20 protein-coding genes, 1 tRNA gene and 1 other RNA gene are annotated in these 26,682 nt (G+C 72.9%); 9 read left to right on the top strand and 13 right to left on the bottom strand.

Going from position 1 to position 26,682, the window contains the following annotated elements; genetic code table 11:
* Positions 1 to 103: 103 nt before the first annotated feature.
* Positions 104 to 1,618: a N,N-dimethylformamidase beta subunit family domain-containing protein gene (locus ACFYM2_RS03800; protein WP_388832993.1), complete on the bottom strand. Its 1,515-nt coding sequence runs from the start codon at positions 1,616 to 1,618 to the stop codon at positions 104 to 106.
* An 809-nt stretch (positions 1,619 to 2,427) separates the two neighbouring features.
* Between ACFYM2_RS03800 and ACFYM2_RS03795 the strand changes: the two genes are divergently transcribed.
* Positions 2,428 to 2,802: a hypothetical protein gene (locus ACFYM2_RS03795; protein WP_388832990.1), complete on the top strand. Its 375-nt coding sequence runs from the start codon at positions 2,428 to 2,430 to the stop codon at positions 2,800 to 2,802.
* 295 nt (positions 2,803 to 3,097) lie between these two features.
* Here ACFYM2_RS03795 and ACFYM2_RS03790 read toward each other — a convergent pair whose 3' ends face one another.
* The 5 genes from ACFYM2_RS03790 to ffs all read right to left on the bottom strand — a co-directional run bounded on the left by ACFYM2_RS03790 (position 3,098) and on the right by ffs (position 10,590).
* A complete protein-coding gene (locus ACFYM2_RS03790) occupies positions 3,098 to 4,315 on the bottom strand; it encodes a CoA transferase (RefSeq protein ID WP_388833109.1) in 1,218 nt (405 codons plus the stop codon).
* A gap of 318 nt (positions 4,316 to 4,633) precedes the next feature.
* Complete coding sequence (locus ACFYM2_RS03785; RefSeq protein ID WP_388832987.1) at positions 4,634 to 6,298, bottom strand: hypothetical protein; 1,665 nt, start codon at positions 6,296 to 6,298, stop codon at positions 4,634 to 4,636.
* Positions 6,299 to 6,609: 311 nt separating this feature from the next.
* Positions 6,610 to 7,866 (bottom strand): phosphoribosylamine--glycine ligase, encoded by a 1,257-nt coding sequence (gene purD / locus ACFYM2_RS03780; protein ID WP_388457752.1) that lies wholly within the window; start codon positions 7,864 to 7,866, stop codon positions 6,610 to 6,612.
* 58 nt (positions 7,867 to 7,924) lie between these two features.
* On the bottom strand, positions 7,925 to 10,378 hold the full coding sequence (locus ACFYM2_RS03775; protein ID WP_388832984.1) for a DNA polymerase III subunit gamma and tau: 2,454 nt from the start codon (positions 10,376 to 10,378) through the stop codon (positions 7,925 to 7,927).
* A 115-nt stretch (positions 10,379 to 10,493) separates the two neighbouring features.
* Positions 10,494 to 10,590, bottom strand: an RNA gene (ffs, locus tag ACFYM2_RS03770) — signal recognition particle sRNA small type.
* 71 nt (positions 10,591 to 10,661) lie between these two features.
* Here ffs and ACFYM2_RS03765 point away from each other — a divergent pair.
* The 3 genes from ACFYM2_RS03765 (at position 10,662) to ACFYM2_RS03755 (ending at position 12,150) form a co-directional block, all read left to right on the top strand.
* Positions 10,662 to 10,749 (top strand) — tRNA-Ser (locus ACFYM2_RS03765).
* A 766-nt stretch (positions 10,750 to 11,515) separates the two neighbouring features.
* Positions 11,516 to 11,731: a type II toxin-antitoxin system VapB family antitoxin gene (locus ACFYM2_RS03760; RefSeq protein ID WP_053725891.1), complete on the top strand. Its 216-nt coding sequence runs from the start codon at positions 11,516 to 11,518 to the stop codon at positions 11,729 to 11,731.
* On the top strand, positions 11,728 to 12,150 hold the full coding sequence (locus tag ACFYM2_RS03755; RefSeq protein WP_358998163.1) for a PIN domain nuclease: 423 nt from the start codon (positions 11,728 to 11,730) through the stop codon (positions 12,148 to 12,150). The genes ACFYM2_RS03760 and ACFYM2_RS03755 overlap by 4 nt, the downstream gene beginning before the upstream one ends.
* Positions 12,151 to 12,582: 432 nt before the next feature.
* Here the strand turns inward: ACFYM2_RS03755 and ACFYM2_RS03750 are convergent, their stop codons facing one another.
* On the bottom strand, positions 12,583 to 14,514 hold the full coding sequence (locus ACFYM2_RS03750) for an FtsX-like permease family protein (RefSeq protein ID WP_388832982.1): 1,932 nt from the start codon (positions 14,512 to 14,514) through the stop codon (positions 12,583 to 12,585).
* The gene (locus ACFYM2_RS03745; RefSeq protein WP_388832979.1) at positions 14,511 to 15,311 is read right to left on the bottom strand and encodes an ABC transporter ATP-binding protein; all 801 of its coding nucleotides are present in this window, start codon (positions 15,309 to 15,311) and stop codon (positions 14,511 to 14,513) included. Before ACFYM2_RS03745 ends, ACFYM2_RS03750 begins: the two co-directional genes overlap by 4 nt.
* 185 nt (positions 15,312 to 15,496) lie before the next feature.
* Here ACFYM2_RS03745 and ACFYM2_RS03740 point away from each other — a divergent pair, with 185 nt between their 5' ends.
* From ACFYM2_RS03740 to ACFYM2_RS03730, 3 genes are all read left to right on the top strand, one after another.
* Positions 15,497 to 15,730 (top strand): hypothetical protein, encoded by a 234-nt coding sequence (locus ACFYM2_RS03740; protein ID WP_358998154.1) that lies wholly within the window; start codon positions 15,497 to 15,499, stop codon positions 15,728 to 15,730.
* 167 nt (positions 15,731 to 15,897) lie between these two features.
* Complete coding sequence (locus ACFYM2_RS03735) at positions 15,898 to 17,289, top strand: hypothetical protein (protein ID WP_388832976.1); 1,392 nt, start codon at positions 15,898 to 15,900, stop codon at positions 17,287 to 17,289.
* Positions 17,286 to 18,221, top strand: coding sequence for a helicase-associated domain-containing protein (locus ACFYM2_RS03730; protein WP_388832973.1), 936 nt, complete (start codon positions 17,286 to 17,288; stop codon positions 18,219 to 18,221). The genes ACFYM2_RS03735 and ACFYM2_RS03730 overlap by 4 nt, the downstream gene beginning before the upstream one ends.
* A 268-nt stretch (positions 18,222 to 18,489) precedes the next feature.
* Here the strand turns inward: ACFYM2_RS03730 and ACFYM2_RS03725 are convergent, their stop codons facing one another.
* Together ACFYM2_RS03725 and ACFYM2_RS03720 are read right to left on the bottom strand one after the other, a co-directional pair.
* A complete protein-coding gene (locus ACFYM2_RS03725) occupies positions 18,490 to 18,924 on the bottom strand; it encodes an STAS domain-containing protein (protein ID WP_388832970.1) in 435 nt (144 codons plus the stop codon).
* Between the two features lie 226 nt (positions 18,925 to 19,150).
* Positions 19,151 to 19,705, bottom strand: a complete 555-nt coding sequence (locus ACFYM2_RS03720; protein WP_388832967.1) for a two-component system response regulator — start codon at positions 19,703 to 19,705, stop codon at positions 19,151 to 19,153.
* Between the two features lie 492 nt (positions 19,706 to 20,197).
* On the opposite strand from ACFYM2_RS03720, the gene ACFYM2_RS03715 reads away from it, so the two are divergent.
* On the top strand, positions 20,198 to 21,406 hold the full coding sequence (locus tag ACFYM2_RS03715) for a hypothetical protein (protein WP_388832964.1): 1,209 nt from the start codon (positions 20,198 to 20,200) through the stop codon (positions 21,404 to 21,406).
* A gap of 21 nt (positions 21,407 to 21,427) precedes the next feature.
* Here ACFYM2_RS03715 and ACFYM2_RS03710 read toward each other — a convergent pair whose 3' ends face one another.
* From ACFYM2_RS03710 to ACFYM2_RS03700, 3 genes are all read right to left on the bottom strand, one after another.
* On the bottom strand, positions 21,428 to 22,282 hold the full coding sequence (locus ACFYM2_RS03710; protein ID WP_388832961.1) for an SDR family oxidoreductase: 855 nt from the start codon (positions 22,280 to 22,282) through the stop codon (positions 21,428 to 21,430).
* Positions 22,283 to 22,401: 119 nt separating this feature from the next.
* Positions 22,402 to 23,325 carry a cation diffusion facilitator family transporter gene (locus ACFYM2_RS03705; RefSeq protein WP_358998134.1) on the bottom strand — a complete coding sequence of 308 codons (924 nt, stop codon included), beginning with the start codon at positions 23,323 to 23,325 and terminating at the stop codon, positions 22,402 to 22,404.
* A 58-nt stretch (positions 23,326 to 23,383) separates the two neighbouring features.
* Positions 23,384 to 25,798, bottom strand: coding sequence for a germacradienol/geosmin synthase (locus tag ACFYM2_RS03700; protein ID WP_388832958.1), 2,415 nt, complete (start codon positions 25,796 to 25,798; stop codon positions 23,384 to 23,386).
* 261 nt (positions 25,799 to 26,059) lie between these two features.
* Here ACFYM2_RS03700 and ACFYM2_RS03695 point away from each other — a divergent pair, with 261 nt between their 5' ends.
* Complete coding sequence (locus tag ACFYM2_RS03695) at positions 26,060 to 26,650, top strand: HhH-GPD-type base excision DNA repair protein (RefSeq protein WP_358998129.1); 591 nt, start codon at positions 26,060 to 26,062, stop codon at positions 26,648 to 26,650.
* Positions 26,651 to 26,682 lie beyond the last annotated feature (32 nt).

Below are 26,682 nucleotides of genomic sequence, written 5' to 3'. Positions count from 1 at the left end.
AGGAACGGTCCGATTCTCTCCCATGCGGGCGGGTCGACGGCTCACCGGGTCGGGGGGTCGCGGCGGGGGGCGGCCGTCCGGAGGGGGTCCGGGGGCGTCCGGCTCAGTCCCGCTTGCAGATGCGGTCGAGGAGGTTGGCCGTGGCGCGCTGGATACGGGGGTCCACATGGCCGGGCCGGTCGAGCGCGGGCGACCATGCGAACGTGCCCGAGGCGAAGACGAGCGCGCCCGAGGGCGCCCGGTACAGGGACGTCTCCTGGTGGCGGGTGTGCTGCTCGCTGTCCCGGTAGGGGGAGTGGGCGAGCAGGATGCGGTCCTGGTGCTCGGGCAGCGCGGTGCGCGGGTAGTAGCGGTCCGCCTCGCCTGCGACCAGGCCCTCGATCTCGTCGCCGTCACCCGCGCCGGTCGCCTCCCACAGCCAGTGACGCGCGTTGCGTACGACCAGGGGGTGCGGCTCGGGGACGCGGCCGGCGTACTGGATGCCGAGGAGCTGCTGCTCGGGCCTCGCGACCTCGCGCCACAGGGCGGGGCGGCCGGGCCCGCGCCGTTTTCGGCAGGTCAGCAGGCGGTCCGGCACGCCGGACGGCGAGGGGCCCAACTCCACTTGCCAGTAGAGGGTGTTGGCGGAGAGGAAGACGAGTGAGGTGCCGCCGTCGCGGGCCAGCTCGACGGCGCGGCGCATGGGGGCCGACCAGTACTCGTCGTGGCCCGGGAAGACCAGGCCCCGGTAGCGGGTGGTGTCGACCCGGCCCGCGTGCAGGTCGCGGGCGTCGGCGTAGGCGAGGTCGTAGCCGTAGCGCTCGGCCCAGCGGATGAAGTCGTAGGCGTGGCCGACGTGCAGGGGCAGGCCCGCGCCCGCGTACGGCCGGTCGAAGGAGACGGTGATCGCCGCGTCCTCCTCGCCGAGCAGCCGGCCCTCCTCGTCCCAGGCGTGGTAGAGGCTGGCGCCGGTGCGGCCGTCCTCGGGGTAGAGGTTGTAGGCCTGCCAGGTGATGTCGGGCAGCAGCAGGAGCAGATCGGCGGGGTGGTCGTCGCGGACGGTGAACGGGATGTGCGAGCGGTAGCCGTCGGCGGTGGTCAGCACGGCGACGTGGGCGCCGATCGAGGCGTGCGCGGGGACCTGGTAGCGCCAGGACTGCCACCAGTGGTGGCACGAGACGGTCCGGTCGGCGGTCAGCGGGGGCGGCTGGACGATGCCGGAGAGGCGGGGGCTGGTGGCGATCTTGGCCGCGCCGTCGCCGCCGTAGTGGCCGATCCGGTAGACGTCGACGGTGAACTGCTGGGGCGGGTCCACCGTGATGTGGAAGTCGATGGCCTCGCCGGGCGCGACGGCGCCGCTGGAGGCGAACCCCTTGATCTGCCGGCGTACGTCGTCGGCGGTGCGGGGGCCGGGGACGCGGGGGGCACGCTTGGTCTGGCTGGTGCCGCTGGTGCCGTTGGTGCCGTGCTGGACCGCGTCGTGGTCGACGTACCAGGGCACCACGTGTCCGGTGTCGTCGAAGTACGTCTCGCTGCCGCGCAGCCAGGGCAGCGGGCCCTGCCCGAAGGGGTCCGAGACGGCGTGTGCGAGGGCACCCGATTCCCAGCGCCGGATGTGCTCCGACCGTTCCACCCCCATGCCGCTTCCCTCCCTCGTTCCCGCGACCTCGTTCCCGCGACGCCGGTGATGCGGGCGTGGTGCGCCGCGGTCTGTCAGCTATCGGTCCCCAGCACATCACATAACGCACGCGGTCCGTCACCGTTCGTCGTGAATTGAGGTGAAGGGGAACGTTGCATTCCGGGTACCCCTGGACGAACCAGACGCCCGGGGCCCGGCATTGAGGCCCGGGTTACGCCGAGCCGGGACGTCTTGCGGGTGCGGGGCGGTGGGGGTGGGGGTGGCTCGGGTGTGGCGTAGGTGCGGCTCGGATGTGGCGTGGGTGCGGCTCGGGTGTGGCGTGGGTGCGGCTCGGATGTGGCGTGGGTGCGGCTCGGGTGTGGCGTGGGTGCGGCTCGGGTGTGGCGTGGGTGCGGCTCGGGTGTGGCGTAGGTGCGGCTCGGATGTGGCGTGGGTGCGGCTCGGGTGTGGCGTAGGTGCGGCTCGGATGTGGCTGGCCGCGCAGTTCCCCGCGCCCCTGGCGGGGCCGGTGCGGGCCCGCATGGACAACCCGGGGCAGGGCTCATGCCGGGCCAGCCAGGCAACCTCAGCCCGCCTCGTGCCGCTGGGCACCTGGTGCGGGCCCGCATGGGCATACCCAGCCTGTCCGGCGATTGAGGACGAGGGCCCTTCAGGCCCGAACGGGGTCTGGGGCGGAGCCCCAGGGAGCTCGGCTGCGGACCGTGGGTGGCTGGTCGCGCAGTTCCCCGCGCCCCTGGCGGGGTCGGTGCTGGCCCGCGTGGGCCACCTCAGCCCGCCCCGCGCCGCCGAGCACCTGGTGCGGGCCCGGCATGGGCAACCTCAGCCTGCGGTGGACGTTCGCCGAACAGGTCCCGGGGCTGACGCGTCGGCACAGCCGGTGGACCGAACGGCTGAGATCGGCCCTGGCCGAGGTGGGCCTGGCGCTCGCCGGCCGGGCTGGCGCCCGCATCGCGGATGTCTTCGGGATCTCGGTCAGCCGCAGCACGGTTCTGCGGGTGCTTGGCGTCGACGAATACGCGATGCGAAAAGGCCGGGTGTACGGGACCGTGCTCGTCGATGTCGAGACCGGCCGGCCGGTGGACCTGCTGCCGAACAGTGAATCCGCCGACGGACACACGCCCGCCCACACCTCGGACGGTCAACAGGTGGATCCTCACTCGCCCGGATGCCCTCCCGGAGACTGAACGGCTCAAACTCAAGTCCGTTTTGGTGCACTGCCCTGAACTGGACGCTCTGACCAGGCATGTCCGTGTCTTCGCTCAGATGCTCACTCAGCTCCAGGGTGGTCGACTCCGCGAATGGACTGGAACTCGGGGATCGTTGAAGGCCATGTCGACCGGATCAAAATGATCGAGCGTCAAATGTACGGCCGAGCTGGCTTCTCACTCCTCCGGAAACGGGTCCTCCTGGCATAAAGGGGGTCCAGCCAAGGTGAGACCCCAAAGCCACAACGGCTCGGCCGTGCCCCTTGGCTCCCGTTCAGGCCCAGTTCGGCAGATCGGTACCCCACTGGGTCGGTGCACGGTTCCAGTTCGCGGGTGCGCCGTCGTAGTGGACCGGGGGCAGGGCATGACGCAGCAGACCGTAGGGCGATACGGTCTCGGTGAGCCAGGATCTGGGGTCGTAGAGGTCGGCTTCGCCCTGGGCGGGGGTGGGGTGGATGTCGTGCAGCAGCCAGGAGGCCGTTCCTGCCAGGGAGAGGCGAAGATGCCGCCCGCCGCCGGTGGCCTGGCGGTCGCTCAGTGCACGTAGGACGGCGGCGGCGAGCAGATATCCAGTTCCGTGGTCCAGCGCCTGTGCGGGCAGTACACCGGGGCGGCCGTCGGCCGTGGCCTCGATTGCGGCGATACCGGTACCGGCCTGGACCAGGCTGTCGAAGCCACGGCGCTCGGCCCAGGGGCCGGACCAGTCCCAGGCGGACAGTTGGGCAACGATCAGGTCGGGATGCCGGGCCAGGAGCGCGTCGGGGGTCAGCCCGTGCCGGTCCAGGGCACCGGGGCGGTAGCCGGTCACCACGACGTCTGCCTGGCTGAGAAGGCCCTCGAAGGCGTGCCGGTCGCCAGGGCTGCTGAGATCCAGCAGCGTGGAGCGTTTACCCACGCCGGTATCGGCGTGGGCATCTGCGTCCTCGGGGAGCTGCGGGGCGTCCACGCGCAGCACGTCGGCACCCAGCAGCGCCAGTGTGCGTGTGGCGACGGGGCCGGCGATGACGCGGGTCAGGTCCAGGACCCGCACCCCTTCCGCCGGCACGGATGCGGACGCCAGCAGCCGGGGGCTGCTCTGACCCACGCGCCGCGTCTCGACCAGAGCGGGTCCGGCCGCAGCGGGTGCGGAAGCCACGGCCACGGCCAGGCCGCCTGCTGCGTAGACGGTCTCCTGGACCTCCCGGGCCGGACGTGATGCCAGCTCCTTCGAGAGCATGCCCACCAGCGCCTGGTCATGTCGTGTGCCCGCGATGCCCAGTGCACTGAGCAGCCGGGCACGGTGGTGGGGGTAGTTGGCGTGGGTGCGCACCCATCCGTCGGCCGCCTGCCAAAACCCGGACAGCGGAGCAAAAGAAGTCGGAGCCCGGCCGTCGATCCGCAAGTGGCGTTCACTGACGAACGCGGTGGCCACCGCTGCCTCGTTCACCCGCACTGCGGGCACCGACACGCGGTTGCGCAGCGCCAGCAGTTCCGCCGCCGCCAACGAGGACACCCCCACGCAGGCGCGCGCCAGTTCCCTCACCGGCAGACGCGACGGCAGCACTGTGCCCGCTCCCTCAAAGCACACCCTCTGAACCAGTTGGCCCCGGCCCCCCAGAGCCGCCCAGGCGTGTGCGGAGGCCGCATCCTCGGTGTAGGTCATCCGCTCATTGTGCGGCGCAACGCAGGGTAACGCTGCTGGCGGGCACCTTGGCCGGCCCCCTCAAGGATCACGCGACGTAATCGACCACAGAAATTGATCCAGAACCGACGAGGCCGTTCGGGCCGAACGGGGGCTGGGGCGGAGCCCCGGGGGTTGGGGGTGGGCGGGTCAGACCAGGCGGATCGGTTTTTCGGGGCGGATGCCCAGCGCGGCCAACCAGCCCCGCAGGGCCCCCGCATCGCCGTCCTCGATCAACGTCAGAACCGGCGCGGCCAGATCCGAACGGCGCACCTCGTCGACAAGGAGGGACGGCCCATCGAGCCAGTCCAGCCCCGGCACCGCACCCCCCGTGTCGATCGCCGCACAGCACACCATCGCCGTGACATGGTCGGCCAGCAACTCCCGCCCCGTACGCGGCGGTTGGAGCGGAAAGAGCGGCACCTCGTCGAAGGACCAGGCCTCTGGGCTCGGCGCGGGCGCCACGATCGCGGCCTCCTCGCCGGCCACCTCCGCCTCGATACCCGCCGCCAGCCGGTCGGCGGCCTGGTCCCCCGGCGTGGCCAGGTGGTCGATGACACGGGCGAGCGTGGGCGCCCCTGGCCGCGCGCCGTGCCGCTCGCCGAACCCGTCGAGCACCCGGTGCAGCCGGGCCGCCTCGGTACGCCACTTGCGGTCGACGACCTCCTCCGGATACGCCGCCCAGTCCACCGGCGCCCAGTCGGGACCGGTCTCTGCGGGACCGCCGTGAAACAGCCGGGCGGCGAGCAGCGAGGCCGCCTCGTCGGCGATGCCCGGCTCCTCCAGGAGGTCACAGGCCGGCCGCTCGCCGAGCCGGGAGGCGAACCCCTCGGCCAGCCGGTCGCGCCGGGACAGCTCGGTCAGCGCCGAGACCACCCCCGCGTCGAGCCGCGAGGGCCAGCGGCCCATCCGCCAGGCGGGCAGCGCGACCCGGGTCAGCAGCCGGTCCCAGCCCGCGTAGGCGAGACCGACCTGCTCCTGGGCGACGATCCGTACCCCGTAGTCCACCGCCTGCGCGCGCTCGGACGCCGCGGCGGCGACCCCGCGCTCCATCTCCCCGGCGTGCGCCCGGCACCCGCGCAGGAGCACCCGGGCGATCCGGCCGGTGCAGCCGAGCGCGAGCCGCCGCACCGGGCCGAGGCCGGGCTTGGTGGCGACGCCGACCGCCGCGTCCAGACCCCGTACGAAGCGCCGCGCGGCGGCTATGTCGGGCTGCGCGGACGGCCCCGTACCGGCGACGACGGGCGCGAGGATGGCGCGCAGCTCGCCGACCCGCATCCACCACATGAAGGGCGAGCCGATGACCAGGACCGGCGCGACGGACGCCCGCCGGGCGCGGGCCTCGGCGCCGCCCCGTATGAGGCGCGCGGACAGCGCCTCGCGCCCGGCCGCGCGGTGCGCCGGATGCGTACGGTCCTCGAGCCAGCTGTCGCAGTCCGGGGTGAGGGCTATCGCGGAGGGCGGGGGCACATCGAGCCGTTCCGCCAGGTCTCTGACCAGGCGGTACAGATCCGGGGCGGCCGATTCCGCCAGGTCGACCGTCGGCGAGAGCGCCGGCCTCGCCCGTACGACCACGGCCGCCACGGCCGCCGCGATCAGCAGCGCGATCAGCGCGACGGCGATGACCGCCCAGCGCGCGGTGTCCCAGCCGGGCCCCTCGACACGGCCCTGCGCGACGGCCACGGACAGCACGACGGCGACGGCCGCCGGCACCAGGGCCACGGCCAGCGCCCTGCTGCGGACCCGCAGCACGGCGAGAGCCCGCGAACGCGCGTGCTGCGCGCCCGCCTCACCACTCATCCCGGTACCGGACACGACCGGACTTCACCCCCTCTGCCCTGCGGCGGCGTTGCTCATGCCCCCACTGTGGCACCCGCCACTGACATCGCAATGCCGGTGGGCCAAGTGCCGGAACGCCTGCGCCGCACCCTAGTTGGGCCTTCCACAGGAGTCATCCGGATGGGCCACCCGTCACTCGATGGAATGGCTTTGGGCAAAGGTGCGGTTGCTCCGGCCCGGGCCGGACCAGGCGTCCGGGGCCGCCGCCCGCCCCACGCCGCGGGGCCCCGGCGCGAATACCGGGGCCCCGCGGGTGTGGCGTGTACGTGGCGCTGAGACGGCGAAGTTCAGCCCTGTGCCCCGGCCGCCTTGCGGGCGATGTCGGTGCGGTGCTGCGAGCCGTCGAGCCGGATCCGGCCGACCGCCGCGTACGCCCGCTCCCGGGCCTGCGTCAGGTCCGCGCCGGTCGCGGTGACCGACAGGACCCGGCCGCCCGCGCTCACGACCGCGTCGCCGTCCCGCCGGGTCCCGGCGTGCAGAACGTACGCGGTGGGCTCATCCTGCGCGGCGACCTCGGCAAGCCCCTCGATGGGGTCACCGGTGCGGGGCGCGGCGGGGTAGTCGCGCGCGGCGATGACCACGGTCACCGCCGCGTCGTCGCGCCAGGCCAGCGGGGGCTGCGCGTCGAGGGTGCCGTTGGCCGAGTGGAGCAGGACACCCGCGAGCGGCGTCCTGAGGCGGGCCAGCACGACCTGCGTCTCGGGGTCGCCGAAGCGCGCGTTGAACTCGATGACCCGTACCCCGCGCGACGTGATCGCCAGACCCGCGTACAGCAGACCGGAGAACGGCGTGCCGCGACGGCGCAGTTCGTCGACGGTCGGCTGGAGCACGCTCGCCATGACCTCGTCGACGAGCTTGGGATCGGCCCACGGAAGCGGCGAATAGGCGCCCATGCCACCGGTGTTGGGGCCCTCGTCGCCGTCGAGCGCGCGCTTGAAGTCCTGCGCGGGCTGGAGCGGCAGGACGGTGACGCCGTCGGTGATCGCGAAGAGCGAGACCTCGGGGCCGTCGAGGAATTCCTCGATGACGACGCGCTCGCAGGCCAGCGCGTGCTCGCGGGCAGCGGCGAGGTCGTCGGTCACCACGACGCCCTTGCCGGCGGCGAGGCCGTCGTCCTTCACCACGTACGGAGCGCCGAACGCGTCGAGCGCGTGGTCGATCTCCTCGGGGGTGGTGCAGAGGTAGGAGCGGGCGGTCGGCACGTTGGCGGCCGCCATGACGTCCTTGGCGAAGGCCTTGGAGCCCTCAAGCCGCGCGGCCTCCCGCGAGGGGCCGAAGCAGGGGATGCCCTCGGCCCGTACGGCGTCGGCGACCCCGGCGACGAGCGGGGCCTCGGGCCCGACCACGACCAGCTCGCTGCCGAGCTCGACGGCGAGGCGGGCGACCGCGTCCCCGTCCAGCTGGTCCACGGGGTGGAGTTCGGCGACCTCCGCGATCCCGGCGTTGCCGGGGGCGCAGTGCAGCGCCGTCACGTCGGGGTCGAGGGACAGGGAACGGCACAGGGCGTGCTCGCGGGCACCGCCGCCGATGACAAGGACCTTCACGGCAGTCAGCCTAGCCGCCGGGCCTGCGTGGTCTTTGTGCGGGCCGCCGAGCGGACGCCTACCCCTCGTTCGTATATTCCTCCACCACGGTGGCCCCGAGCTCGCGCACGATCAGGTCGTGGCCGGAGAGCGCGGTGTCCACCAGATCCGGGTCGTCGTCCTCCGGAACGTCGTCCTCCAGCCGGACCGGGGGTGGCGGGGGTTCCTCGTGGCCCCCGGGAGCGGAGGCGTGCGCCTGCTGCTGCCGCCCGTGCGGGGACGGCGACTGGGCCTGCCGGTCCTGCGGGGACGGCGCCGGCCGCGTCCCGGCGCCGTCGGCGTCCGGACCTTGGGACCCCGGGGCGCCCTGGGGCCGGGAGGGCTGGGCGGAGGGCTGCGCCGGCTGGTACTGCGGGGGCGCGGACGGGGCCGGGGGCCGAGGTCCGCCGCCTCCGAAGTTGGGCGCGGCGGCCGGGGGCTGGGTGCCGCCCGAGGGGTCGATGATCGCCTCGACCTTCCACTGCACCCCGAACCGCTCGGAGAGCACGCTGCGCAGCACGTCCTCGCTGCCGCTGCTCGCGAAGTTGTCCCGGGCGCCGGCGTTGATGAAGCCGAGCTGGACGGTGGTGCCGTCGAACCCCGCCACCTGCGCGTTCTGACTGAGCAGGATCCAGGTGAAGCGCCGCTTGTTCTTGACGGCCTCCAGGATGTCCGGCCACATGGCGCGCACCTGCTGGGCGTTGCCCTGACCGGTGGTGGCGGGGGCCGGGGCGGAGGGGGCGGGGGCAGGGGGTGCGGAGGGCGCGGAGGGTGCGGCGCCGGACGCGGCCGAGGGCCAGGCACCGGAACCCGCACCGGGGCCGGAGCCCGTGCCGGGAGCGGTCGCACCCGGCCAGGCGCCGGGCCGCTGGCCGCCGCTGCCCTGCCCGGGCGCCGCGGCGGAGGGCCAGGCTCCGGCGGCGGGCCCGGCCTGGGGGGCGGACTGGGCCTGAGCGGGCTGGGCAGCCGGGGGCTGAGCGGGTTGGGGGCGGCCGGACGACTGCGGAGACGTCTGCGGCGACTGAGGCGACTGAGGTGCCGCCGGAGGCGTTTGGGGCACGGGCGGCACCGGGGACGTGGCCTGGACGGGCCCGTCCGAGCCCGCCGGGGCGCTTCCCGCACCTGCACCCGTGCCCGCACCCACGCCAGCTCCCGCGCCCCGCACCGCGGCCCGGGCGGCCTCGGGCCCGCCGAGCCCATCCGGCACACCCGTTCCGGCAGGGCCAGCAGGGCCGGTGGGACCGGTGGGACCAACCTGATGCTGTGGCGCGTGCGCCTCGGGCCCCGGCACGTACCCCAGAGCGGGACCGCCACCGGGCGCCGCCTGGAACTGGACGGCCCCCCGCTCGAGGCGTTCGAGCCGGGCCTGGAGCGAGCGCTCGTCGTCGTAGGCGGCGGGCAGCAGCACCCGCGCGCAGATCAATTCGAGCTGGAGCCGGGGCGAGGTGGCGCCACGCATCTCGGTGAGCCCGGTGTTGACGAGGTCGGCGGCCCGGCTCAGCTCGGCCGCGCCGAACACGGAGGCCTGCGCCGTCATCCGCTCGACGACATCGGCCGGAGCGTCGATGAGCCCCTTCTCCCCCGCGTCCGGAACGGCGGCGAGGATCACCAGGTCCCGCAGCCGCTCCAGGAGGTCGGCGACGAAGCGGCGCGGATCGTTGCCGCCCTCGATGACGCGGTCGACGATCTCGAAGGCGGCGGCGCCGTCGCCCGCCGCGAAGGCGTCGATCACGGAGTCGAGCAGGGAGGTGTCGGTGTAGCCGAGCAGGGAGGTGGCCATGGCGTACGTCACACCGTCGTCGGCGGCGCCGGCGAGCAGCTGGTCCATGACGGACATCGAGTCACGCACGGATCCGGCGCCGGCGCGCACCACGAGCGGCAGCACGCCGTCCTCGACGGGGATGCCCTCGCGCCCGCAGACCTCCCCCAGGTACTCCCGCAGGGTGCCGGGCGGCACGAGACGGAAGGGGTAGTGGTGCGTGCGCGACCGGATCGTCCCGATGACCTTCTCGGGCTCGGTGGTGGCGAAGATGAACTTCAGGTGCTCCGGCGGCTCCTCGACGACCTTCAGCAGGGCGTTGAAGCCGGCCGAGGTCACCATGTGGGCCTCGTCGATGATGTAGATCTTGTACCGGCTCGACGCGGGCCCGAAGAAGGCCTTCTCGCGCAGCTCACGGGCGTCGTCCACGCCACCGTGCGAAGCCGCGTCGATCTCGATCACGTCGATGGACCCGGGCCCGGTGCGCGCGAGGTCCTGGCAGGACTGGCACTCCCCGCAGGGCGTGGGCGTGGGCCCCTGCTCGCAGTTCAGACAGCGGGCCAGGATGCGGGCGCTGGTCGTCTTGCCACAGCCCCGCGGCCCGCTGAACAGGTACGCGTGATTGACCCGGTTGTTCCGCAGCGCCTGCTGCAACGGGTCGGTGACATGCTCCTGCCCGATGACCTCGGCGAACGACTCGGGGCGGTAGCGGCGGTACAGCGCAAGGGACGACACGCATACGAGGTTATCGGGGCCCACTGACAACCGGACCCGCCGACGGATCCTCCGCGGCCCGAGGCCGGACGAAAGGGCGCCCACGCAGGGGGATCGAACCGCACCCCACGGAAAAATCAGGCGCCCCCCACGCACCCGCCAGAGCCAACCTACCCTTGCTGCCTTCCGGCCCTGGGGGAGTTCAGTCAGATAGCGCCACGTGAGGGGCTGCGCACAGAGTACCCGATCCCCGAGGGGGGAACGAGTTCGCGAGCACCCCTCAACGTCTTGTATTGTTTGCGGCGGAGGATTCGCCTAGTGGCCTAGGGCGCACGCTTGGAAAGCGTGTTGGGGGCAACCCCTCACGAGTTCGAATCTCGTATCCTCCGCCAGTGCCTCACCGGGCACGATGTCGAAGGGCCCCACCGCTTGCGGTGGGGCCCTTCGACGTTCGTGGTTGAACTTCTGATGCCGACCGGTGACACACCCACCTCCCCAGACGCAGGCACACCGCCCGGTCAGTGCTCAACCCGAACGCGTACAGCAGGCAGCCCACTCGGCGGGATCAGCACGTGGCCGCACTTCGTTCGACTCATGAGTCCGCAGGCTCCACATGCCGTCGCCCAATGCCTTCCCGGTAGGCGCGGTCAGCGCGAGCATGCGGCGAGCGCGCGGGAGTCAGCCGAGCCCGGCCAAGCCGTCGCGCACCACGGGCGGGGTGAAGTTTGCGGCTCGACTGCCAGGTCAGCCGCGCGGCCTTCTGCCTTGTCCGCCACGGCGGCCCGGACTTCGGTACTGACCGCCGTCCCGGCACTCGCATGGGGCCCGGTTGTCGCGAGGTGGAAACGCCCTCCCACCTCTCAACAAATTCTGGACCGTGCGCCACGCCCGAATCACCTCGGCGAGCTCTGCAAGAAACTTCCGGACTTGCACCAGCAGGCACCTCGCAAGCCTCCCGGCCGCCACAAGGACCCCTGCCGCGATGGCGATCCACCGCACACGGCACCTCCATGCCTTCGCCTGTCGTCATGCTCGCCACCTCGAAGATCGAAGTCAGCAGCTGGCTGGACGCTTTTTGTGACCTTCGAAAGCCCCTACGCAAGGGGCATCATGCGAGATATACTCAGCATGCGAGTTGATATCAAAGGAGGTGTCTGAATGAGTCGGACCGTGATCGACCTCGACGACGAACTGCTTGCCGACGTGGCCCAGGCCCTCGGCACCAGCACCAAGAAGGAAACCGTCAACACCGCCCTCCGCGAAGTGCTGGAGAACCGCCGCCGGGCACTGGCCCTCACTCGCCTCCGCGCGGCAGCCGACGAAGGCGCTTTCGACCTGGATCTGCTCGACGACAAGCGGAACTACCGCCGGTGAGCGCGGCCCAGTTCCTCATCGACACCAGCGCGCTCGCACGCTTTATGCGCCCTGACGCGGAACAGTACGGCTGGGATCAGGCCGCTGCGGCAGGGCTCATCGCGACCTGCCCCATCACCGAGCTGGAGTTTTTCTACAGCGCCCGGTCCGCCAAGGACCGGGCGAAAGGCATCGAGGACATGCGGCTGCTGTTCAGCTGGGTTCCGGTCGATGATCGTGCGTACGACCGTGCCTGGCAGGTCCAGGAAGTCCTCACCAAGCGCGGGCAGCACCGGAGCGCGGGCGCCGTCGACCTCGTCGTGGCTGCGACAGCAGAGCTACAAGGTCTGACGCTGCTGCACCGCGATCGGGACTTCGAATGCATCGCGGCTGTCACCGGGCAGGCACTCCAGTGGTACGGGCCTGAGCCCGGCAAGTAGAGACCCCTGGTTGCAGTTCTGGTTGCATTCATGGGCGTACAGCACCGTTCAGAAGCCCCACCCACCCCAGCTGCGCCTCAGGTCAGAACGCTCCCGTACGCTCCCACACCCCCGGACGAACATTTGGAAAGCGTGTTGGGGGCAACCCCTCACGAGTTCGAATCTCGTATCCTCCGCCAGTGCCTCACCGGGCACGATGTCGAAGGGCCCCACCGTTCGCGGTGGGGCCCTTCTTCGTGCGCGGCTGCGGTTACCTGGGTGCTTCCGCCCCGGGCGACGAACGCGCTGGGGCGGCCGGGGTCGCTCCTCAGGGGCCCGGCCGCCCCAGCCCCGCCAAGTCCCGGTACAAGCCCGGCAGGACAGTGCCGTACCGTCGCCGCCCGGACCGCCGCCGCCCGCACCATCGCCGCCCCGACCGCCGCGCCTCGGCGGCTACGCGCCGCGCAAGGCCGCCGACGGGCGCTCGCGCAACGCGATGCGCGTGACCGCCACGCCGGTCGCGAGCGCGAGGGCGCCCGCGCCCGCGATGATCAGGGCTGCGGTGGAGGCCGGCGGATGGGGGCTGCCCGAGCCGGTCAGGGCCCGGCTGAAGGCGATCAGGACCGCGCTCGCCACGGCGGCGCCGACCAGCAGCGCCGCCAGGACCGTGACCGCTGTCTCCAGCCGCATCATGCGCACCACCTGTCTGCGCGTCGCGCCGACCAGACGCAGCAGCGCGAACTCCCTGGACCGCTCCATCGTGGTCATGACCAGGGTGTTGACCACCGAGATCGAGGTGAAGACCGTGATCACACCGAGCAGAAGGTACGTGACGGTCATGGACGCGTCCTGCTGCCGCTGGGCCTCGGCGCGATAGCCGGCCCGGTCCAGCATCCGCCAGGTGGGGTTGGCACGTCGCAGCGCGTCGAGGCCATCGGCCACGGCCCGGTCCTGGCCCGGCCGGGACCGTACGTACACCAAGTCCTCGACGGGCGGGCCGTCCTGACGGTGGGCTGCGGCGAGCCGGCCGCTCAGGACCGCATCGCCGAAGCCCTGGCTGCGGGTGTAGACGGCGGCCAGGCGCACCTGCTCGGTGCGGCCGCTCTCCATCTCAAGGCGTACCTCGTCGCCGACTTTCGCGCGGACCTTCCCTGCCATGTGCTCGCTGAGCGCGATGTCGTTGCGGCCGAGCCGGTCCAGGGAGCCGGCGCTCGTACCCAGATCGAGCACCTGCCCCAGCGGGCCGGACGTGACGGCCGCGGCCACCGCGCCCGGCCCGCTCGGCGCGGGACCGTCGCCGAGCAGCACCCGCACATAGGTGCTGGACACCCCGATCGCCGCGGCCACGCCGGGGACCTGACCGACGGTGGCGGGCGCGGTTGCCGGCAGGCCGCCGGGGGCCCGCACCATGTGGTCGGCCACGATCCGGCGGTCGTCGAGGCGCTGCGTCTCGTGCCATTTCAACTGCGGGACGAACAGGGCGACCGCGGCGAAGGCGACCGTGAGGGCGAGCGGGACGACCGCCGCCGCCAGCCGTCGGTGGCCGAGGTTCAGGTTCGCCCGGACCAGGAAGCCGACGCCGGGGAACAACACGCGGCACAGCAGCCCGAGCGCCGCGCCCGCCGATCGGCCGATCCAGGGCGCGAGCAGAGCCACGGCAACCATCAGGACCATGACCATGACCATGCCCGCCGCCGAGTTGGCCGCGTCGGACCCCTGGGAGCCCGCGATCGCCACGAGGCCCCAGCCACCGCCCGCCAGCACCGCGAGTCCCGCGCCCGTGCGCAGCGCTCCGACCCGACGGCTCGGCACGGCCGCTTCGCCGAGCGCCTGAACGGCACGGACCCGGGCGGCACGCCGGCCGCTCCTCCACACGGCGGCCTCGGCGGTCACGCAGCACACCGCGACGGCGCAGATCAGGGCGACGGCACCGAAGTCCAGGTCGAAGGTGCCCGGGATCATGGACTGGGCGGCGAGCCTGGCCCGGATGGCCGCGGCGAGCAGCACGCCCAGTCCGCAGCCGGGCGCCGCGGAGGCCGCGGTCACCACCATCGCCTCGACCGCGATCAAGCGGCGGACCTGCCGGGGTGTCGCCGCGATGGCCCGCAACAGAGCGATTTCCCTGGTGCGTTGCTGCACGGCGAGCGAGAAGGCGCCGGCGACGGCGAACGCGGCGACGAAAAGGCAGCTGAACCCGAACGGGACCACGAAGGAGACCACGTCCTGACCACCCTCGGCCGACGGCGCCCGCGCGCCGGACTGGAGCAGCACCGCACAGGCAGTGACGAGCGTCTGGGCGCAGATCATGGCGACGAAGCAGCCGGCGAACGCGGTCCTGCGGGTCCGCACGGTCTGCCAGGCGAGCTGGAACAGCACCGTGCTCACGCTCCCAGCCGGGCCATGCGTTCGGCGATCGCCTCGGCCGACGCGGAGCGCAGCACCTCGGTGATCCGCCCGTCCTCAAGGAGCAGTACGTGGTCCGCGTAGGAGGCGGCCACCGGGTCGTGGGTGACCATCAGGACCGTCTGGCCGGTCCGGTCCACGAGGTCGCGGAGCAGCTGTAGCACCATGCGGCCGGTGGAGGTGTCCAGGGCGCCGGTGGGTTCGTCGGCGAAGACGATGTCGGGCCGGGTGACCAGCGCGCGGGCGATGGCGACGCGCTGCTGCTGGCCGCCGGACAGCTCGCTCGGCCGGTGTCCGCGGCGGCCGGTGAGGCCGGTGTACTCGATGAGCTGGTCGAGCCAGGCCCCGTCGAGTCGCAGCCGTCGGCCGCCCGGGCGCACCGGCAGCGTGATGTTCTGCTCGGCGGTGAGCGCGGGCAGCAGGTTGAAGCCCTGGAAGACGAAGCCGATTCGCTCACGCCGCAGTTCGGTCAGTGCCGTCTCGCCGAGGCCTGCCAGGTCCCGGCCGCCGATCTCGACCGCGCCCCGGTCCGGCGCCTCAAGGCCCGATGCGCAGTGCAGGAAGGTGCTTTTGCCCGATCCGGAAGGGCCCATGACCGCGGTGAACGTTCCGTAGGGGAGCTGAGTGGAGACATCGCGCAGCGCCGTCACGGCGGTGCGTCCCCGCCCGTGGTGCGCGGGTGCGGCCCGGGTAAGTCCCCGGTACGTCCGGTCTCCGTGCTGCCGTGCTGTTCCACGCCCTGCCCTCTCTTGCGCGAGGCTCCTGCCGGTATGCCGCATGGGGCACGAGCTCCGTCAACTGCCTTTGCCAGAAGCATAGTTAGTGGGCGCCGCCGCCCTGGGTGATCCCTGCCCGTGCGGCGCGGGCGAACATGTGGAAAGCGTGTTGGCCTCACCCGGGACGCGGGTGGTCCCAGTGACAAGGGGCCGCTGAACCAGCGTCAAGACTTCGAGAGCGAGGGGCAATGGCCTCCCTGGTCTACTTCAAGAAGCTGTCCGAGCGGCCGGGTTCCATCCGCTACTCCTTCGGTGACGATCCCGCGGAGATGTCGCGCACCCTCACCCTGGCCACGGACAGCCGCACCGCGGTGCCGGACGACGGCGACATCGACTACACGTACCTGAAGGCGTCCCGGAAGATCAACGCGCTGTTCGACGAGCGGAACGCCTGGCCGGAACGCGGCATGAGCGCCAGCTGAGTCCTGGTCCGACCCGAGGGGACCGCGTCTGAGAGCGCACCCCGGGCATGGATCGACGTACCGCATCCGGGGATCATGGAACTGCGCCATCCTTGGCATTGGTGCCGAAGCGGCTTCGGGCCGCCTGTGACGTACTGTGACGCTCCCCTTTGTCGAGGTGCACCCTCATGAAGTCCCGTTCGACGCTCTCGACGTGGCTGAGCGGACTCGACCGTTCCCGCCTGGCACGCGTGCTCACCCTGCGGAAGGACGCGGCCGCCGCCCCGGAACCGCGCTCGGTGGGAGAGCTGGCGGACCGTCTCCAACGTCTCGCGTCCGTGGCACTCGTCCTGCCGCACCTCACGCTCCCGTGCCTTCAGGCCGCCGAGGCGCTGGCGGCGCTGGGAGCACGAGCGAGCCGGGACGGCCTCGCGGAGTTGCTCGGCTCGGCATCCCCTGCGGCGGCACACGCGCTGGACGCGGCCCTGGAGGCGCTGTCGGACCGGGCGCTCGTGTGGCGCGACGGCGACGGGGCCCTTCGTATGGTCACGCCCTTGCGGCAGGCGTGGCCCACGCCCCTGGGACTCGACGCCCCGCTGGAAGAGCTGCTGGCCGGCGCCGCCTCGGAGGAACTGCGCGGCATGCTGGCGGTTCTGGGCATCAAGCCACCCACCACCAAGCAGCGGCGACTCGCGGCCCTGGTGGAGCACCACAGTGACCCCGATCGCGTCGCCGCGCTGGTGGCGCGGGCTCCGGCGGCGACACGGAAGACCCTGGAACAGAGCGCCACGCCCACACTGCGGCGGTCACCGTTCATCGCGTTCGGGGTGCCCGGAGCACCCGGAGCACCCGGAGGCGATCCGCGACCAGGCGCCCGGTGGGCACTCGACCGCGGGCTCCTGTTCCAGGATCCTCACGGGTACTGGCCCGTCCGGATGCCGGCCGAGGTGGCCCTGGCCCTGCGGGGCCCCGACTGGCACGCACCCTTCGAACCTCTGCCGCCCGCCCCGCGGTTGGTGGCCGTCACCTCCTCGGAGGTGGAGCGGGAGGCCGCGGCGGCCGCCACCGCGTTCGTGGCCCGGGCGGCCGCCGTCCTTTCGGCGTGCGCGACCGCTCCACCGGCCCGGCTGAAGTCGGGCGGAATCGGCGCGCGCGAACTGGCCCGGCTCGGCAGGGCCGCCCAGGCGGACGACGCCGTCGTCCGCCTCACTTTGGAGACCGCGTACGCCGCCGGACTGCTGGCGCGCGACGGCGATCGCGTCCTTCCCACCACGGCGTACGACGCCTGGTCCGAACCGGAGCCCGCGGAACGGCTCGCCGTACTGCTCCGGGCGTGGCGGGACCTGCCGCTCACCCCCACCCGGGCGCGCGACGAACACGACAAGGCCTTCCCGCGCTCGCCGGTGCGCCTTCCTGCGGCGGCTGTCTTCAGGCCCGCCACGGGCTGCTCATCGCGGCGGCGGGCCTCCCGGCAGGACAGGGCGCCAAGGCCGCATCGGAGCTGGGGCCACTCGTGGCGTGGCGCCGTCCGCTCGCCGACGACGTATCACCCAAGGACACGGCGCCGTTCAGTACCGTGATCCGGGAAGGCGAACTGCTGGGCGTGCTGGCGCGGGGGGCGTTGTCCCCGCTCGGCGCCCCCCTGGCGGCCCACGCCGACGAAGAACTCGCCATCAGCGCCCGACGGCTGCTGCCTCCCGCGGCCACGACGGCCCGGATCGGCCCGGACCTCACGGCCGTCGTCACCGGCACGCCGTCCGCGCGACTCGCGGCGCTCCTTGACGCGACGGCCGACCGCGAGACGAGCAGTACGGCGTCGGTATGGCGGTTCAGTGCCGACAGCATCCGCCGGGCCCTGGACGCAGGCCGCAGCCCGGACGCCATCGCGGCCGATCTGACAGCCGGCTCCGCTGCCGCCCTGCCGCAGCCGCTGGCCCATCTCATCAACGACACGGCACGAAGCCACGGCCGGGTGCGCGTCGCCTCGGCTGCCTGTGTCATCCACGGCGACGCACCCGCGCTCCTCGCGGAACTCGCCGCCCACCGCGGGCTGTCCGAGCTCGCACTGCGGCACCTCGCCCCAACAGTCCTGGTCAGCACAAGCCCGCCCGCGACGGTTCTCGCCGCGCTGCGTGCCGCGGGCTACGCTCCCGTCGCCGAGACCGACCAGGGAACGGTACGCATCGAGAAATGCCCGCCGCGCAGGGCCGCCGACGCGGTGCCGCCCCCGCGAAGGAACGTCGCGCGGCGCGGCCCTCGAACCACGGCGGCCCACGCATCGGACGGACCCGTCGGCACCGGGGTGGACGCCCTGGCCGCCCGGCTGCTCAAGGCCCCCGCCGGCCTCCCCCACTCTCGGCTTCGCTCGAGCGGGGGGACCCCCATCGGAACCCGACCCGTTCGGCAGCGGGGTGCCCTTCGGCTCGGACACCGAGGAGATCGTCGCCGGATACGCGACGCATCTGTCGTACAGCGACGTCCGCCAGGTCGCCCACGCCATCGACACGGGTGAGGCCATCACGATCGAGTACATCGCCACGTCGGGCAAACAGGACCGTACGCACGCTCAGCGCTCTGGAACTCGAACCGCCCTACCTCGACGCCTGGTGCCACCTGCGCGAAGCGGAACGCGTCTTCACTCTGTCCCGCATCCATGGCGTGATGCCCGTGCAGGACTCGGCGCCCGCCCCGGCCTGAACACCGGCTCCAGCGGCGGGAGTTGGCGCAGTCCGCGCGTGCGTACCGGCACGCAGGCGTCAGGCCGTCTCCTCACGCGTGCGTCACGCGTCCCCGCACGCCTCCCGGCCCCCGCGCGCGGAGTACGGCAGGAGGTCGCCCGGCGGGGCCGGGCCCGGGGAGTGGTGGGCGTCGGACAGGGGTGCGGGGACGCGGTCCAGGAGGACGAAGGCGGATTCCAGGTTGGCCAGGCGGAACAGGCGCATGACGCCGGGGGCGCCCCGGACCACTCTCAGGGTGCCGCCCCGCGCGGTCACGGCGTCCTTGACCGCGATCAGCAGCCGCAGGCCGCCCGCGTCCAGGAACGTGACGGGGCGCAGGTCCACCACCACGTCGGGCGCCTCGCGGTCGATCAATCTCTCCACAGCGGGTCCGAGGGCGATTCGGGCCTCGATGTCGATCTCTCCGAACAACTCGAGCACGGTGGACGCCCCCACCACTCGCTCCCACAGGCCGAACCCGGACGCGTTGGCACGCATGAGGAAACCCCCACGATCCTTTCAGAAGAGGCACATCAGCACGCGGACCGGACGACTGCTTCCTAGCGCCGGACAGCACAGCGGCGCCGCCAGGGTTCACGGCGACACCGCTCAGGGTGCGTCCACCATCATGCCCGGTGGCCGCACCGCGGACCCCGGCGCCGGGCAGGGTCGATCCGAACCGGTCAACGGGCAACACGTCCCTGGTGGGGCGCGTACCCGGCCCTCAGAGCGGGGGCTCATCCGGCCGGCGCGGGACGCGTACCACGTCGGACGGGCGCAACTGGCGCAGCACGGGCGGTAGTTGGGCGGCGCGCTGCGCGGTCTGGGCGGAGAGCGGCGGCGGTTCGGCCGGGCGGCCGCGCGGGCCGCGCCGGTGGGGCGGGGCGCCCGGCGGCAGGGCGCTCGTACGGTAGAGGTAGCTCACCTTGATCCGCAGGGCCCACGGGTCGAGCGGCTTGATCAGGTAGTCGGCGACGCCGAGGCGCAGGGCCTCGTCGGCCGTGGCGCTGTCGTGGCCCATGCCGGTCACCAGGATGACGGGGATCAGCCGGGTCTGGGACAGCCGGCTGAGGTAGCGGGCCACGTCGAGCCCGCTGACGCCCGGCATCACCACGTCGAGGACCGCCACCGCTATCCCGCCGTGCAGCGCGGCCTTGAGCGCGGCGTCCCCGCTGGTCGCGAGCTCCAGCGGGTACCCCAGCGGCCCGAGGATGCTCTCCATGGCGAACAGGTTGTCCTCGTGGTCGTCGACCAGCAGCACCTTCATGTCCGCGGGCATGGCCCCATCACCTTCAGTCGGGAGCGCCGGAAAGGCATATGCCCGCTCGCGGCCACTCGTACGCAGTCGGGGAGCACCACGGCGGCGTGCATGGGGGGAACGCACATGTGGCGCGCATGTGCCGGGCCGGTCCGCGCGCAGACGTCGGCGGCTCGGTGCAGCGCATTGTCGCACCGGGCGTCCCCGAACATCAGGGTGCCGACCGAGCCGGTTGCCGGTCCCGGCCGGTGGCGCGACGTGCCTATACGCACGTGCCAGAGGTTCATGCCGGGAAGGGGTGACACCTATGGGTGAACTCTCCGCCCACCCCCGGCCGCCTCCCCGGCGGTTCCCCCACGGCTCCCCGGCAGCCTCCCCGACGGCTCCCCGGCCGCCCCACGCCCCCAGGGCACCCCCGGACACGCCCTGGACACCCCCGCAAGCGGCCCACACTGGTCTGAACCACCCTACTTCGGGCGGCACTTGACCGGTCCCGGAGTCCAGAATGACCGGATGATGATCCCGTCATCCCCTCCCGTGCGGTACGCGGCCCGTGCGGTACGCGGCCCCGAGCGGCGAGCGATGAAGGCGCTCACCAACGCCCTTCGCGGCAGGTCCGCGGCGCTCGTCCCGGCGGTGGCCGGCCTCGCGCTGGCCCTCGTCGCCGCCTGGCTGCTGTTCGCCACCGTGCCCCGCGCGCTCGACGACGAGCGGGCGTTCACGACGGCGCCGGCCTGTTCGCCCGCGGCGGTGTCCCGGGAGTGCAGACACACGGTCACGGCCGCCGTCACCAGGGCCGCCGCCGGGCACAAGCACCGCTCGACGTACTACTGGCTGGGTCTGCGCCGCGTACCTCGGGAATCGCTCGCGCTGCCGGGGCGCCTGAAGTCGGGCCCGCTCGGCTCCGCGCCCCCCGCCGCCTCCCCGCCGCCCCGCCTCACCATGGACGGCCCCGCCCCGGTGTTCGGCGCCGTGCGCCCCGGCGCGACGCTCCAACTGACGTACTGGCGCGGGGAGATCAGGTACGTCGACTACCAGGGGATGCGCCAGTACACCGAGGCCGATCCGCGCGGCGGCCACCGGTTGCCGTTCGTCGCCTCGCTCGCCCTCGGCTCCGTCGGCGCGGCGTGCCTGCGCACCGCGTACTGCTGGGCCCGGCGCACCAACGGGCCGCCCGCGCACGAGCCCTGGCGGTTCAGGGTGCCGCTCGCGGCGGTGCTGCTGATCTCCTGCTTCGCCCTCGGTACGCCCTGGGTCACCAGCGGCGTGACCATCGCGCTGCTGCTCACGGCGGCCGGGGCCGTTCCGGTCCTCGGGGTCGCCGCCCGGCTGTCGCGCCGGCACCATCGGCGTACCACCGACACGATCGAGGTGAACCCGCAGGTTCCGGCCGCCGAAGTGTGCTTCCCCGGCGCCGTACGCGGTGAAGTCCCCTACAGCCAACCGGAGTTCGGCTACCTGGTGGCGGGGCCCGGTCTGCTCGCCGCCACCTCCGACCCGGCCGGCCGCGTCGCCCGCCGTCCGGTGCCGCGCACCCTCACGGCGCTGCGGGTCCGGCCGCCCTACTGGACCGACCCCGGCCCCCGGCCCGCCCCGGGGTCGCAGGTGGTGGAGTGCCGCGACGGGGCGACCCCGGTGTACGTCGTGACCGAACCGGCCTACGTGGCGCAGGTGTTGGGCGCTTTGGCGCGCCCGGCGGACGCGCGGGCGCAGCGGCCCTAGGGACCGGGGACGCGCGCGCCGTCAGACGCCCCGGCTGGGCGCCGCCGCCTCCCCCTGCGTCCGCTCCTCCTGCTCCCGCTCCTCCAGCCACCGCGCGAACCCCGTGGCCCCCCGGGCGTCGGGAAGGCCGGTGGTCAGGTGTCCCGCGCGCAGCGCCCGGCCGATGCGGCCGGGGAGTGGGAGGGGCAGGAGGGCGGCCCCGCGCCCCGTGGTGGCGCGCCAGGTCGAGGCCAGGGCGCGCAGGTCGGTCCGCTCGGGGCCCGCCACCTCGACGCGGCCGTTCCTCGGCGCGCGGACGGCCGCGTCCGCGACGGCGCGCGCCGCCTCGGCGGCCGCGATGGGCTGGAGCGGCACGTTCTTCGGGGCCGGCAGGAAACGTCCGCGCGCGGTCGCGGCGAACACGCTCGCGGCCAGCTCGTGGAACTGCGTGGCCCGCACGGTCGTCCACGGCACGGGGCCCGCCGCCACCAGGTCCTCCTGGTCCGTCTTGACCTTGTAGTAGGGCATCGGCACCCGGTCGCAGCCCACGATCGACACACAGACGTGGTGCCCGACGCCCGCCGCGCGCTCCGCGCCGAGGAGCCGGCGCGTGCCGTCCACCAGGGTGGCGCGCATGGTGCGCGGGGAGGTGGAGTTGGCCGCGTCGACGACGACGTCGCAGCCGGCGAGCGCGGCCGTGAGGCCCCGGCCCGTGGCGAGGTCGACGGGGTACCGCTCGGACCCCCGGCTCAGCACCCGCACCCGGTGCCCGCGTGCCGTGAGTTCCGCGACGACGTGCCGGCCCAGGGTGCCGGTGCCGCCCGCGACGGCGATGACCAGAGGGGTGCGCGCGGTGTCGTTCTCGTACGTGTCAGTGATGTCGCTGTAGGCGTTCATGCCCAAGGGACGGGACAGCACCGCGATCTGTGACAGCGGGACCGGCGGGAGGCAGCCGCAGCGGGACCGGCGGGAGGCGCGCGCGGTCCGGGCCGGAGTCGGCGATGCGGGGACCCGCGTCAGTGATGCAGGGACCCGGCCGCCTCCCCGTGCCCCTCGGGTTCCAGCTGGATCGTGGAGTGGGCCACGTCGAAATGGTCCCCCACGCAGCTCTGGAGCCGGGTGAGCAGCGCCCCGTACCCGCCGTCGAGGGCGCCCCGCGCCACCACCACGTGCGCCGTGAGCACGGGCATCCCGGAGGTCACCGTCCAGCCGTGCAGATCGTGGACGCCGACCACGCCCGGCTCGGCGAGCAGGTGGCGGCGCACCTCGGCGAGGTCCACGTCGTACGGGGCCGCCTCCATCAGGACGTGCAGGGCGTCCCGCAGCAGTCCGTACGTCCTCGGCACGATCAGCAGGCCGATGACGATGGAGGCGACCGGGTCGGCGGCCTGCCAGCCGGTGAGCAGGATGACCAGACCGCCGACGATCACCGCGACCGAACCGAGGGCGTCGCCCAGGACCTCCAGGTAGGCGCCGCGCAGGTTGAGGCTCTTATCCTTGGCGTCCCGCAGGAGCCACAGACCCACCAGGTTCGCCACGAGCCCGCCCACCGCGACGGCGAACATCAGCCCGCCCTTGACCTGCACGGGCTCGCTGAAGCGGCCGATCGCGGACCACAGGACCCAGACGAAGACCGCGGCGAGGAGCACGGCGTTCAGGACGGCGGAGAAGATCTCCACCCGGTAGAAGCCGAAGGTGCGGCGCGGGGTCGGGGCACGCTGGGCGAGGGTGATCGCGCCGAGCGCGAGGGAGACGCCGATCGCGTCGGTGAGGCTGTGCGCGGCGTCGGCGAGCAGCGCGAGGCTGCCGGAGACCAGCGCGCCGACCACCTGGATGAGGGTGATCGACGCGCTGATGCCCACGGTCCACAGGAGCCGCTTGCGGTAGGCGCCGCTGAGCGTGCCGGACGTGGCGGGGGGCGCGCCGTGGTCGTGTCCCATCCGCGCCTCCTCGTGCCGCGCCGGCCCGGTTCCGCCCCCGCGCCCGCCTCTCAGAGGATCATGAGGTGTGGCTCTCCGCCACCCTGGGAGCGGGCGGGGCCGGCAGCTGTTCCGTCGCCGCAGCCACCGCCTCCGGCAGCCGTACCCGGTCGGCGGACGTACCCGCTCCGGTGGGCCGCATCCACCAGGGGGCCGCCCCCGATCCGTCCTGGGGGGAGCCGCCCGAGCCCTCCTCAAGGAGGATGTCGGGCAGTGGTCCCACGGGGAGCGCGCCGACGGGGACCGAACTCTCGGGGACCGCGTGGACGGCGAGCGGTCCGTCGGGCAGGACGCCGCCGTCGGGCAGCGCGCCGCCGTGGGGCAGGACCTCCGGCAGGTCCTCGGCCTTGTAGCGGCGCACCGAGGAGTGCCAGTTCAGGATGCCCGCGATCCAGTCCTGGAGCTCGGCCACATAGGTGTCAAGGAGCGCCCGGCCCGCCGCGTCGAGCTCGAAGTCCTCGCACAGGACCGGGAGTTCGTGGTCGATGACGTGCTGGAACTGGCGCAGTCGCGACCGCATCAGGTCGTCCATGATGCGCAGACCCGTCGGATAGTCGCAGTCGAAGAAGTTCTGCACGACGAGGACGCCGTTGTGCAGCTCACCCTCGTACTGGATCTCCTTCTGGTACGAGAAGACGTCGTTGAGCAGACAGCAGTAGTCGGCCGCGGCGTTCTCCAGGGCGCGGACAGGACCGCTCTCGTAGATCGCGGAGGGCAACTGGCCCGCGTGCCGCAGGCGCGCCAGGTTCATCGTGAGGTCGGAGCCGAACGTGAGGCGGCGCATCTCGATGTAGTCGACGGGGTCGGGGATGCGGTGCTGGGCCTGGTTGTGCAGCTCCCACAGCCAGCTCTCCAGCATGACGTCGACCGACCGGCGGAAGGCGGCGCGGGCCTCGGGGGACATCGGGCCCGCGGTGCGCTCCCACAGGTCGGCCAGGCCGCGCTCCAGCGGCGTTCGGGCGGCAAGGGCCCCGTCCTGCGGCCGGTCGACCGGCATGCACGCGGAGAGCCGTTCGTTGGTGGCGTGCGCGCCGGCCAGGTTGCGTGAACGCCCGAAGGCCAGCGGGTAGTAGTCGTCGCCGTAGGTGCCCCAGGTCAGCCACTGGGCGCTGAGATCGAGTTCGTCGGGCGTCGCGTCCGGGTCCAGTCCGGCCGCACAGAGCGCCAGGTCGTACGCCGCCATCTTCTCCGCGTCCCAGATGTCGGCGAGCAGCCCCATCCGTTCCGCCCAGGCGACGGACGTTTCCCGTGCGCGGTCCAGATGGGGGCTGAGCGCCAGCGGGTAGGGCACGTCGAAGTCGGGCAGCAGGGAAGGGCCGACCTCGCGCATCGGGACGTGCGTGAAACTGCGCTGCCGGGCTTCGGCCGGGCGGCCGAACAGAGTGGTGATGTCGAACGCGGACGTGCCGAGCACCCCGCTGGTGAGGGAGGGGCCGAGGTCGGCGGCCTTGTTCATGTAGCGGCTTGAGCGCATGTGCCACTCGTGGCCGCCGGACTGCCAGTCCTGGAGCCCCTTGACGTACGCCGCGACGGCCGCGCTCTGCTCGGGGGTGAGCCCCTTCTCCTGGCACAGAACCGGGACTTCGGTGAGCGCGGTGTTCTCGAACTGCTGCAAGCGTGAGGTCAGCAGGTCGTTGACGGCTTCGGCCGCCTCCTGGGTGGTGCAGCCGAGGAAGGTCTCAAGGACCAGGACGCCGTTGCTGAGTTCGCCCTCGTCCTCCACTTCGCGCTGGTAGGAGAAGAGGTCGTTGCGCAGGTGCACCCCGTCGGCGAAGGCGTCGGTCAGGACGCGCAGGGGGCGCGTCGCGGCGACGGACGCCGGGAGTTCGGCGTTGGCGGCGTACTCGATGAGCCCCGCCGACCAGGGCGCGCCGCCCACCTTGCGGCGCATCTCGATGTACTCGACGGGGTTGGCGATCCGCCCCTCGTTGATGTTGGCCAGTTCCCACAGCGACTCGTTGAGCAGATTGCGGGTGCTGACCGCGAAGCGTTCGCGCCACGCGGGCGTCATGGCCGGCACGGTCCGCGCCCACAGGTCGGCCAGGCCCGCCTCCACCGGGTTGGTCGCCTCGGGGAACCCGTCGGCGAGGTCCATCGGCATGAACGCGGGCAGCCGGCCGAGATAGGCTTTGCCGCCCTCGCGGTCCAGGGTCCGCTTGAACATCTCCAGGAAGTGGTCGTCGAAGAAGAACACCCAGACGTACCAGTCGGTCACCAGGGCGAGCTGGTCCGCGTCGCAGTCCGGGTGGGTGTACGAGCAGAGCAGGGCGTAGTCGTGCGCGTCGAGGTCGGCGAGCTCCCAGATCCCGGAGCCCTCCAGCATGCCCATCTGCCGGGCCCAGGCGCGGGAGTGCGTCCTGGCGGATTCCAGATGGGGGTTGAGCCGGGCCGGATACGGCACATAGAAGTCCGGCAGGACAAAAGGCTGGCTCACTGCGGTCGCCCCTCTTGGTACGCACATGGTGACGGTCCGACCCGAACTACCCCATCGCACCCGGCCCATTCGGCACGGAGCCGCCTGCCATACGAAAGCGTGAGTTCCCTCGAACAGGGCGCGGCGGGGCGAGGGGCCGAGGTATGGGCGGACGGCGCGACCTTGGTGACGCCGGGGTGCGGTGGGGTGTGCGGTGCCGGGGTTGGGGGGGACGGGCGGCGCCGGGGTGCGGTGGGGGCGGTGGCCGCCGATCATCGAGACATGACCACGACCCTTCGGCTCGCCCAGCGGCCCGAGGCCGACGAACTGCTCGGCCGCAGCCCGCTGGCCGCGCTCGTCGGCATGCTGCTCGACCAGCAGATCCCCATGGAGTGGGCGTTCTCGGGCCCGTACACGATCGCTCAGCGCATGCGGGCGGACGATCTCGACGCGGGGACGATCGCCGCGTACGACCCGGAGGCGTTCGCGGAACTCCTCAAGGAGAAGCCCGCCGTGCACCGCTACCCCGGCTCGATGGCGAAGCGGATCCAGCAGCTGTGCGCGTTCCTCGTGGAGGAGTACGGGGGTGACGCGGCCGGGGTGTGGGAGGGCGCGGGGACCGGAGCCGAGCTCCTGGACCGGCTCAAGGCGCTGCCCGGCTTCGGCGAACAGAAGGCCAAGATCTTCCTCGCCCTGCTGGGCAAGCAGCTGGGCGTACGCCCACGGGGCTGGCGGGAGGCGGCGGGGGCGTACGGCGAGGCGGGGTGCTACCGCTCGGTCGCGGACATCACGGGCCCGGACTCCCTGACAAAGGTCCGCGCATACAAGCAACAAACAAAGGCAGCCACCCGCCCCCACCCCAACCCGGCCTGAATCCACAACCGCCCCCACCCCCAGCCCCGCCA

It is taken from the genome of Streptomyces sp. NPDC006711, assembly GCF_042869775.1.
GTDB lineage: Bacteria > Actinomycetota > Actinomycetes > Streptomycetales > Streptomycetaceae > Streptomyces.
Note: the sequence above shows the minus strand (reverse complement) of the source record. Positions and strands in the feature narration are given on the sequence as shown.